This is a genomic window from Actinoplanes sp. NPDC048791, assembly GCF_040650095.1.
Taxonomy (GTDB): Bacteria; Actinomycetota; Actinomycetes; order Mycobacteriales; family Micromonosporaceae; genus Actinoplanes.
This window is the reverse complement of record NZ_JBEZGQ010000209.1, coordinates 1726-10209: the sequence shown is the minus strand read 5'-3', so window position 1 is coordinate 10209 and position 8484 is coordinate 1726. Positions and strand designations below refer to the sequence as shown.

The 8484-nt window shown below is 70.7% G+C and carries 8 protein-coding genes; all 8 read right to left on the bottom strand.

Annotation, left to right across the window (positions count from 1 at the left end):
• Positions 1-37 precede the first annotated feature (37 nt).
• Complete coding sequence (rpoZ, locus tag AB0C29_RS17545; RefSeq protein ID WP_015623990.1) at positions 38-301, bottom strand: DNA-directed RNA polymerase subunit omega; 264 nt, start codon at positions 299-301, stop codon at positions 38-40.
• A gap of 21 nt (positions 302-322) precedes the next feature.
• Positions 323-925 carry a guanylate kinase gene (gmk, locus tag AB0C29_RS17540; RefSeq protein ID WP_360821316.1) on the bottom strand — a complete coding sequence of 201 codons (603 nt, stop codon included), beginning with the start codon at positions 923-925 and terminating at the stop codon, positions 323-325.
• Between the two features lie 32 nt (positions 926-957).
• Entirely contained in the window at positions 958-1275 is a 318-nt protein-coding gene (mihF, locus tag AB0C29_RS17535) for an integration host factor, actinobacterial type (protein WP_125806289.1), read from the bottom strand.
• A 183-nt stretch (positions 1276-1458) separates the two neighbouring features.
• The gene (gene pyrF / locus AB0C29_RS17530) at positions 1459-2289 is read right to left on the bottom strand and encodes an orotidine-5'-phosphate decarboxylase (protein ID WP_360821314.1); all 831 of its coding nucleotides are present in this window, start codon (positions 2287-2289) and stop codon (positions 1459-1461) included.
• 21 nt (positions 2290-2310) lie between these two features.
• On the bottom strand, positions 2311-3597 hold the full coding sequence (locus AB0C29_RS17525; RefSeq protein WP_360821312.1) for an adenosylmethionine--8-amino-7-oxononanoate transaminase: 1287 nt from the start codon (positions 3595-3597) through the stop codon (positions 2311-2313).
• Positions 3598-3652: 55 nt separating this feature from the next.
• Entirely contained in the window at positions 3653-4681 is a 1029-nt protein-coding gene (locus AB0C29_RS17520; protein WP_360821310.1) for a quinone-dependent dihydroorotate dehydrogenase, read from the bottom strand.
• A complete protein-coding gene (carB, locus tag AB0C29_RS17515) occupies positions 4678-7989 on the bottom strand; it encodes a carbamoyl-phosphate synthase large subunit (protein ID WP_360821308.1) in 3312 nt (1103 codons plus the stop codon). The genes AB0C29_RS17520 and carB overlap by 4 nt, the downstream gene beginning before the upstream one ends.
• Positions 7989-8484, bottom strand: a 496-nt coding sequence (locus AB0C29_RS17510; RefSeq protein WP_360821306.1) for a glutamine amidotransferase-related protein, incomplete at its 5' end; no start/stop codon positions are given. The genes AB0C29_RS17510 and carB, both read right to left, overlap by 1 nt.

The window sequence follows — 8484 nt, the reverse complement described above, 5'->3', positions numbered from 1 at the left end:
GCGGTGAGCGGGCGCGGGTGCACGGTGGATCAGCGGATCAGGGGTTGTCGGTCGCCTCGGCGGTCAGCAGACCGGCGTTGATCTCGCGCATCGCGATCGAGAGCGGCTTCTCCTGCGGAGTGGTCTCGACCAGCGGGCCGACATACTCCAGCAGACCCTCGCCGAGCTGGCTGTAGTAGGCGTTGACCTGGCGGGCGCGCTTGGCCGCGAAGATCACCAGCGAGTACTTCGACGAGGTCTTGTCGAGCAGCTCGTCGATCGGCGGGTTGGTGATGCCTTCGGGGTTGGCGATGGTTCCCACAGTGATGTACTTCCTTAATTCTCAGCTTGACACCGGCGGCTGAGCGGGAGTCAGAAACGACGAACCGAGCAATCCTACCAGCTCGTCGGCGGCGCGCTCGACGAAGTCGTTGACCACGGTGCGGTCGAACTCCTTCTCGGCGGCGAGCTCCTCGTCGGCGTGCGCCAGGCGCCGCCGGATGGTCTCCTCGTCGTCGGTGCCGCGCCCGATCAGCCGGCGCTTGAGCTCCTCGACGCTGGGCGGGGCGAGGAAGACGAGCTGGGCGTCGGGCATCGTGGCCCGCACCTGCCGGGCGCCCTGCAGGTCGATCTTGAGCAGCACCGGTCGGCCCTGCGCGAGCCAGCCCTCGACCTGGGCCCGGGGCGTGCCGTAGAGGTTGCCCGCGAACTCCGCCCACTCGAGCAGCTGGTTGCCGTCGACGAGGCGCTGGAACTCCTGCCGGGTGACGAAGTGGTAGTGCTCGCCGTCGGTCTCGTAGTCGCGCTTCTTGCGGGTTGTCACCGACACCGACAGCTTGATCCATGGCGAGCGCGCCCGGATCAGCTCGATCACGCTGTCTTTGCCCACCCCCGAGGGGCCGGACAGGACGGTGAGTCGGGCTGCCGGGCGCGCGTCGTCATCCATGCTCACAGGCTCATTCAACACGAGCCGGTGAGTCAGTTCGCAGCGAACTCCCCCAGGAGGGCCTTACGCTGCTGCTCGCCCAGGCCACGAAGACGGCGACTGTCGGCGATCTTGAGCTTCTCCATGATCTGGGTGGCCCGGATCTTGCCGATGCCCGGCAGCGCCTGGAGCACGGCCGAAACCTTCAGCTTGCCGACGACGTCGTCGCCTTCCGCCCGGTCGAGCACGGCGGCGAGGGTGGTCTTGCCAGACTTGAGCTGATCTTTCAGCTCGGCCCGGGCCTTGCGAATCTCCGCGGCCTTCTCCAGCGCGGCTTTACGCTGCTCGGGGCTTAGTTGCGGGAGCGGCACCAGTTCTCCTCAGGTCCCTATCGCACCGGTAGTCCAATACCGGCACTCTGTGAAACGTGGTGTGCCAGGGAACCAAAGGGGCATGTGGTTCCTGGCGCCGGGAAAACTAGCGGTCAGCGGCGGTTTCGGCAACGTGGGGGTACCCCCCAACCGGACCGGGGCAGGCCTGCTAGGCAGGCCGTTTCACCCGATCACGGCGCTACACGCCGTGACCGCGCGGTCCGCGGCGGCCCGCAACGAGGTCACGTCGGGGCCCGCGCCGAGGACCTCGCGTGAGTACGACGGCAGCACGTTCCGCAGGCTCTCCCCGAAAATTTCGCGCAGGTCCGCGGGGCTTCCACCCTGTGCTCCGAGGCCCGGGGCGAGCAGTGGTCCGTTCACCTTGGACAGGTCGTGGCCGGTCGCGCCGATGGTCGCGCCGACCACCAGGCCGAGGCTGCCGAGCGGCTCCGCACCCACGTTGACCTGCGCAATCTCGTCGATCACGGTCTGCCCGACGGTCCGTCCGCCGGCCCCGACGGCGTGCTGGACGCTCGCTCCCTCGGGATTGGAGGTCAGCGCCAGAACGAAAACGCCGCCGCCGTGACCGGCCGCCATGTCGAACGCGGGCTGCAACGAGCCGACTCCGAGATAGGGACTCACAGTGATCGCGTCAGCACACAGCGAACTGTCCGGATTGAGGTAAGCGCTTGCGTACGCGGCCATCGTCGAGCCGATGTCGCCGCGCTTCACGTCGAGAAGCACCAGCGCACCGGCCTCGCGTGACTGTCGGATAGTTGACTCAAGAACAGCGACGCCACGTGACCCAAATCTCTCAAAGAAAGCCGACTGCGGCTTGAGGACGGCGACCCGATCGGCCAGTGCTTCGACAACCGTTAGGGCGAAGCGTTCCAGGCCGGCGACGTCGTCCGAGAGGCCCCAGCGGGCGAGCAGAGCGGCGTGCGGATCGATGCCGACACACAGCGGCCCCCGCTCCCGGGTGGCACGGTGCAGGCGGCTTCCGAAGGACTCCATAGGGGCGTTCTCACTTCCGTGTCAGGTGGCGGACACCGCCGCGGCGATTCCTTGGGTAATGCGGGCGACGTCGGCGTCGTCGGTGACGTACGGCGGCATCGTGTAGATCAGGTCCCGGAACGGCCGCAGCCAGACGCCGGCGGCCACAGCGGCGGCAGTCGCCCCGGCCAGGTCGACGGCGTGATCGAGCTGGACCACGCCGATGGCGCCCAGGACCCGCACGTCGGCGACCCCGGGAAGGCCCCGCAGCGGCTCCAGACCGGCTCGGAGGCCCGCCTCGATACGCCGGACCTGGCCCGGCCAGTCCTGGGCCCGCAGCAGGCCGATGGAGGCGTTGGCGACGGCGCAGGCCAGCGGGTTGCCCATGAAGGTCGGCCCGTGCGCCAGCCCGCCGGCGCTGCCGGCCGAGACGGCGTGGGCGACCGCGGCGGTGCAGAGGGTCGCGGCGAGGGTCAGATATCCCCCGGTGAGGGCTTTGCCCAGGCACATGATGTCGGGCGTCACCCCGGCGTGGCCGGCCGCGAAGAGCTCACCGGTACGGCCGAAGCCGGTCGCGATCTCGTCGAAGATCAGCAGTACGCCGTGAGCAGCGGTCACCTCGCGCAGCACCCGCAGGTAACCGGGGTGATGCATGCGCATGCCGCCGGCGCCCTGCACGACCGGCTCGACGATGACGGCGGCGAGCTCATCGGCGTGCCGGGCGACCAGCTCGGTCAGCTCGGTGGCGTAGGCCTCGTCGTAGCCGGCCGGCGGCGGGCCCGCGAAGATCTGGGCGGGCAGCACCCCGGTCCAGAGCTGGTGCATCCCGCCGACCGGGTCGCAGACGCTCATCGGATGGAACGTGTCGCCGTGGTAGCCGCCGCGCCAGGTGGCCAGCTTGCGCCGCTCCGGACGGCCCCGGGCGAGCTGGGCCTGGAGGGCCATTTTGATGGCCACCTCGACCCCGACGGAGCCGGAGTCGCAGAGGAAGACGTGCTCGAGCCCGTCCGGGGTGAGCTCGACCAGGGTGGTGGCCAGCTCGACGGCGGGCGCGTGGGTGAGCCCGCCGAACATGACGTGGCTCATCCGGCCGGCCTGCTCGCTCAGCGCCGCGTCCAGCACGGGGTGCCGGTAGCCGTGGATGGCGGCCCACCACGACGACATGCCGTCGATGAGCTCCCGCCCGTCGGCCAGCCGCAGCCGGACGCCCTCGGCGCTCTCGACGACGTAGGGCTCGCTGCGCCCGGGCATCGGCCCGTAGGGATGCCAGACGTGCGCCCGGTCGAGCGCCAGCAGCTCGGCCTCGTCCCGCCCGCCGCCGCGGCTCAAGACCGGCCCCGCAACGCAACCAGGCAGGCGGCCTGCCGGGCGGCCGGGCCGGGGGTCACGGCGTGGCCTTCTCCCCGGCGGTCGCGTAGGCCCTGGCCGCGGCCCGGACCAGGGCCGGCCCGCGGTAGATGAAGCCGGTGTAGAGCTGCACCAGCGCCGCCCCCGCGTCGAACATGCGGGTCGCGTCGTCCGGCTCGACGATGCCGCCCACACCGATGATCGGCAGGCGGCCGCCGGTCTCCTCGTGGACGAAGTGGACGATCTTGCGGGCCCGTTCGGTGAGCGGCCGCCCGGACAGCCCGCCCGTCTCCCCGGCCCGCGGCTGGTCCGCCGCCGCCAGCCCGTCGCGGGACAGCGTCGTGTTGGTCGCGATGACGCCCGCCGCGCCGTACGCGAGGCAGACCTCGAGCAGCTCGGCGATGGCCGGTTCGGTCAGGTCCGGGGCGATCTTCACCAGCACCGGCTTCTCGCCCACCAAGGCCCCGAGCAGCGCCGCCAGGGCCGACTTGTCCTGGAGCGTACGCAGCCCGGGGGTGTTCGGTGACGACACGTTGACCGCGATGTAGTCCGCGTACGGGTGCAGCAGGTTGTAGGACGTCAGGTAGTCCTCCACCGCCTCCTCCAGCGGCGTCACCTTGGACTTGCCCAGCGAGATGCCCAGCGGCACCGGCAGCGGCCCCAGCTCGGCCAGCCGGGTGGCCAGGGCCGCCGCGCCCGCGTTGTTGAAGCCCATCCGGTTGATCACGGCCTCGCTGTCACGCAGCCGGAAGAGCCGGGGCTTGTCGTTGCCGGGCTGCGGTTTCGCGGTGACCGTGCCGACCTCGACGAAGCCGAAGCCGAGCGCGGGCCAGGCCGGCAGGGCCACCCCGTTCTTGTCCATGCCGGCCGCCAGCCCCACCGGGTTGGGGAAGCGCACGCCGAAGGCCTCGACCGGCGCCTGCACCGCATAGCGGCGGTGCAGCAGCGCCCGCGGGGCGGCCCCCAGCCCGGCCAGCCGTTCCAGGGTGAACTCGTGAGCCTTCTCGGCGTCACCACCACCCACCCGGAACAGGACCGGCCGAACAGCGCCGGTGAAAACGCTCACTCGCCCTCCCGCAGCATGGCGTGCAGCTCCTGCAGCGGGCGGACCGTCATGTCGCCGCGCATCAGGGCCTCGATGCCCATCACCGCCGCGGCCGCGCCCGGCACGGTGGTGATGCTCGGGATGTCGTACGTGACCGCGGCGCTGCGGATCTCGTAGCCGTCCGAGCGGGCGCTCGCCCCCGAGCCCTGCGGCGTGTTGATGATCAGGGCGATCTCGCCGGCCTGGATCAGCGCCACCGCGTTCTGGCCGGGGCTCTCGAAGTGCTTGGGCACGATCTCGCACTCGATGCCGTGCCGGCGCAGCACCTCGCCGGTGCCGGCCGTGGTGACGATGGTGAAGCCCAGGTCGGCCAGGCGCTTGACCGGGAAGATCATCGAGCGCTTGTCGCGGTTGGCCACCGAGACGAAGATCTTGCCGCTGGTCGGCAGCGAGCCGTACGCCGCCGCCTGTGACTTGGCGAAGGCCGGGCCGAAGGCGGGGTCGATGCCCATGACCTCGCCGGTCGACTTCATCTCCGGGCCGAGCAGGCTGTCCACGCCCTGGCCGGCCGGGGTGCGGAACCGCTTGAACGGCAGCACCGCCTCCTTGACCGCGATCGGCGCGTTCGCCGGGGTCTCGCCGCCGTCCCGGTTGCGGAACAGGATGCCCTCGTCGCGCAGCTCCTTGATGGTGGCGCCGAGCATGATCCGGGCGGCCGCCTTGGCCAGCGGCACCGCCGTCGCCTTGGAGACGAACGGGACCGTCCGGGACGCGCGCGGGTTGGCCTCCAGGACGTAGAGCGTGTCGTCCTTGAGGGCGTACTGGACGTTGAGCAGGCCGCGCACGCCCACGCCGCGGGCGATCGCCTCGGTGTAGCGGCGTACCTCGGCCAGGTGCGAACCGGCCAGGGTGACCGGCGGCAGCGAGCAGGACGAGTCGCCGGAGTGGATGCCGGCCTCCTCGATGTGCTCCATGACGCCGCCGATGTAGACCTCGCCGGTGGCGTCGCAGAGCGCGTCCACGTCGATCTCGATCGCGTCGTCCAGGAAGCGGTCGACCAGCACCGGGTGGTCCGGTGAGATCTCGGTGGCCCGGGCGATGTAGTCGGCCAGCGTCGGCTCGTCGTACACGATCTCCATGCCGCGGCCGCCGAGCACGTACGACGGCCGGACCAGCACCGGGTAGCCGATCTCGTCGGCGATCGCCTTGGCTTCCTCGAAGCTGGTCGCGGTGCCGTGCTCGGGCGAGCGCAGGCCGGCCCGGTGCAGCACCTGGCCGAACGCGCCGCGGTCCTCGGCCAGGTCGATCGACTCGGGCGAGGTGCCGACGATGGGTACGCCCGCGGCCTTGAGCCGCTGGGCCAGGCCGAGCGGGGTCTGGCCGCCGAGCTGGACGATCACGCCGACCACGCCGGGGCCGCCGGCGGCCTTGCCGGACGAGTCCTCGGAGTGGAACACCTCCAGGACGTCCTCGAAGGTCAGCGGCTCGAAGTAGAGCCGGTCGGCGGTGTCGTAGTCGGTCGAGACCGTCTCCGGGTTGCAGTTGACCATGACGGTCTCGAAGTCGACCTCGCGCAGCGCCATGACCGCGTGCACACACGAGTAGTCGAACTCGATGCCCTGCCCGATCCGGTTCGGCCCGGACCCGAGGATCAGCACCTTGGGCCGGTCGGACGGCGCGACCTCGGTCTCCTCCTCGTACGTGGAGTAGTGGTACGGCGTGTTCGCCTCGAACTCGGCGGCGCAGGTGTCGACCGTCTTGTAGACCGGCCGCACCCCGAGCCGGTGCCGCAGGATGCGTACGCCGTCCTCGCCGGCCAGTTCCGGGCGCAGCGCGGCGAGCTGGCGGTCGGAGAAGCCCGAGCGCTTCGCGCGGCGCAGCAGGGCCTCGTCGAGCACCGGGGCCGCCTCGACCGCGTCCCGCAGCTCGATCAGGGCGGCGATCTCGTCGAGGAACCACGGGTCGATGCCGCCGCTGGCCTCGTGCACCTGCTCGACTGTCGCGCCGAGCCGGAGCGCGCGCTCGACGGTGTAGAGGCGCCCGTCGTGCGGGACCCGCAAGGCCTCCAAGGTCGACGCGAGGTCGGCATCGTCAGGGAGAGTCCAGAAGCCGGCGGCCTTGGTCTCCATCGAGCGCATCGCCTTGTTGAGCGCCTCGGCGAAGTTGCGGCCCAGGCTCATCGCCTCGCCGACCGACTTCATCGTGGTGGTCAGCTCGGCGTCCGCGCCGGGGAACTTCTCGAACGCGAACCGCGGGATCTTGACGACCACGTAGTCCAGCGCCGGCTCGAACGCCGCCGGGGTCTTGAGCGTGATGTCGTTCGGGATCTCGTCCAGGGTGTAGCCGATGGCCAGCTTGGCGGCGATCTTGGCGATCGGGAAGCCGGTGGCCTTGGAGGCCAGCGCGCTGGACCGCGAGACCCGCGGGTTCATCTCGATCACGACCAGGCGGCCGTCGGCCGGGTTGATCGCGAACTGGATGTTGCAGCCGCCGGTGTCCACGCCGACCTCGCGCAGCACGGCGATGCCCAGGTCGCGGAGCTTCTGGTATTCGCGGTCGGTGAGCGTCATGGCCGGGGCGACGGTGACGCTGTCGCCGGTGTGCACGCCCATCGGGTCGACGTTCTCGATCGAGCAGACCACCACGACGTTGTCGTGCTTGTCGCGCATCAGCTCGAGCTCGTACTCCTTCCAGCCGAGCACGCTCTCCTCGATCAGCACCTCGTGCACCGGGGAAGCGGCCAGGCCGCCGCCGGCCAGGCGGTCCAGGTCCTCGTCGTTGTGCGCCATGCCGGAGCCGAAGCCGCCCATGGTGAACGACGGCCGGATGACCACCGGCAGGCCCAGCTCGGCCACCGCGGCGTGCACCTCGTCCATCGAGTGACAGACCCGCGAGCGGGGCGTCTCGCCGCCGGCCTTGGCCACGATGTCCTTGAAGAGCTGCCGGTCCTCGCCCTTGCGGATGGCGTCGACGTTCGCGCCGATCAGCTCGACGCCGTACTTCTCCAGGACGCCGTTCTCGTGCAGGGCGATCGCGGTGTTGAGCGCGGTCTGCCCGCCCAGCGTGGGCAGGATCGCGTCCGGGCGTTCCTTGGCGATGACCAGCTCGACGAACTCCGGGGTGATCGGCTCGACGTAGGTGGCGTCGGCGAACTCCGGGTCGGTCATGATCGTGGCCGGGTTGGAGTTGACCAGCGAGACGCGCAGCCCCTCGGCGCGCAGCACCCGGCACGCCTGGGTGCCGGAGTAGTCGAACTCGCAGGCCTGGCCGATGACGATCGGGCCGGAGCCGATCACCATCACGTGCTGCAGATCGGAGCGCTTCGGCATCAGCGGGCCTCAACCTTCTCGACGAGCTCCACGAAGCGATCGAACAGGTAGTCCGCGTCGTGCGGGCCGGCTGCCGCCTCGGGGTGGTACTGGACCGTGAACGCGGGCACGTCCAGCGCCCGCAGACCTTCGACCACGTTGTCGTTGAGGCAGACGTGCGAGACCTCGACACCACCGAAATCGGTGTCGATGACCGTGTTCAGCGGGGCGTCGACCGCGAAGCCGTGGTTGTGCGAGGTGACCTCGACCTTGCCCGTGGTCTTGTCGAACACCGGCTGGTTGATGCCGCGGTGGCCGTACCCCAGCTTGTAGGTGCCGAAGCCGAGCGCCCGGCCCAGGATCTGGCTGCCGAAGCAGATGCCGAACAGCGGCACCCGGCGGGTCAGGACCGCCCGGGCCAGTTCCACCGGTACGTCCGCGGTGGCCGGGTCGCGCGCGCCGGGCGAGAGGACGACCCCCACCGCGGCGCGGTCGCGCAGGTGGCCGCTCGGGGCG

What these genes read in the sequence shown, in the direction of transcription:
- carB (WP_360821308.1), bottom strand. Translation starts at nt 7,989, where the DNA reads ATGCCGAAGCGCTCCGATCTGCAGCACGTGATGGTGATCGGCTCCGGC.
- gmk (WP_360821316.1), bottom strand. Translation starts at nt 925, where the DNA reads ATGGATGACGACGCGCGCCCGGCAGCCCGACTCACCGTCCTGTCCGGC.
- pyrF (WP_360821314.1), bottom strand. Translation starts at nt 2,289, where the DNA reads ATGGAGTCCTTCGGAAGCCGCCTGCACCGTGCCACCCGGGAGCGGGGG.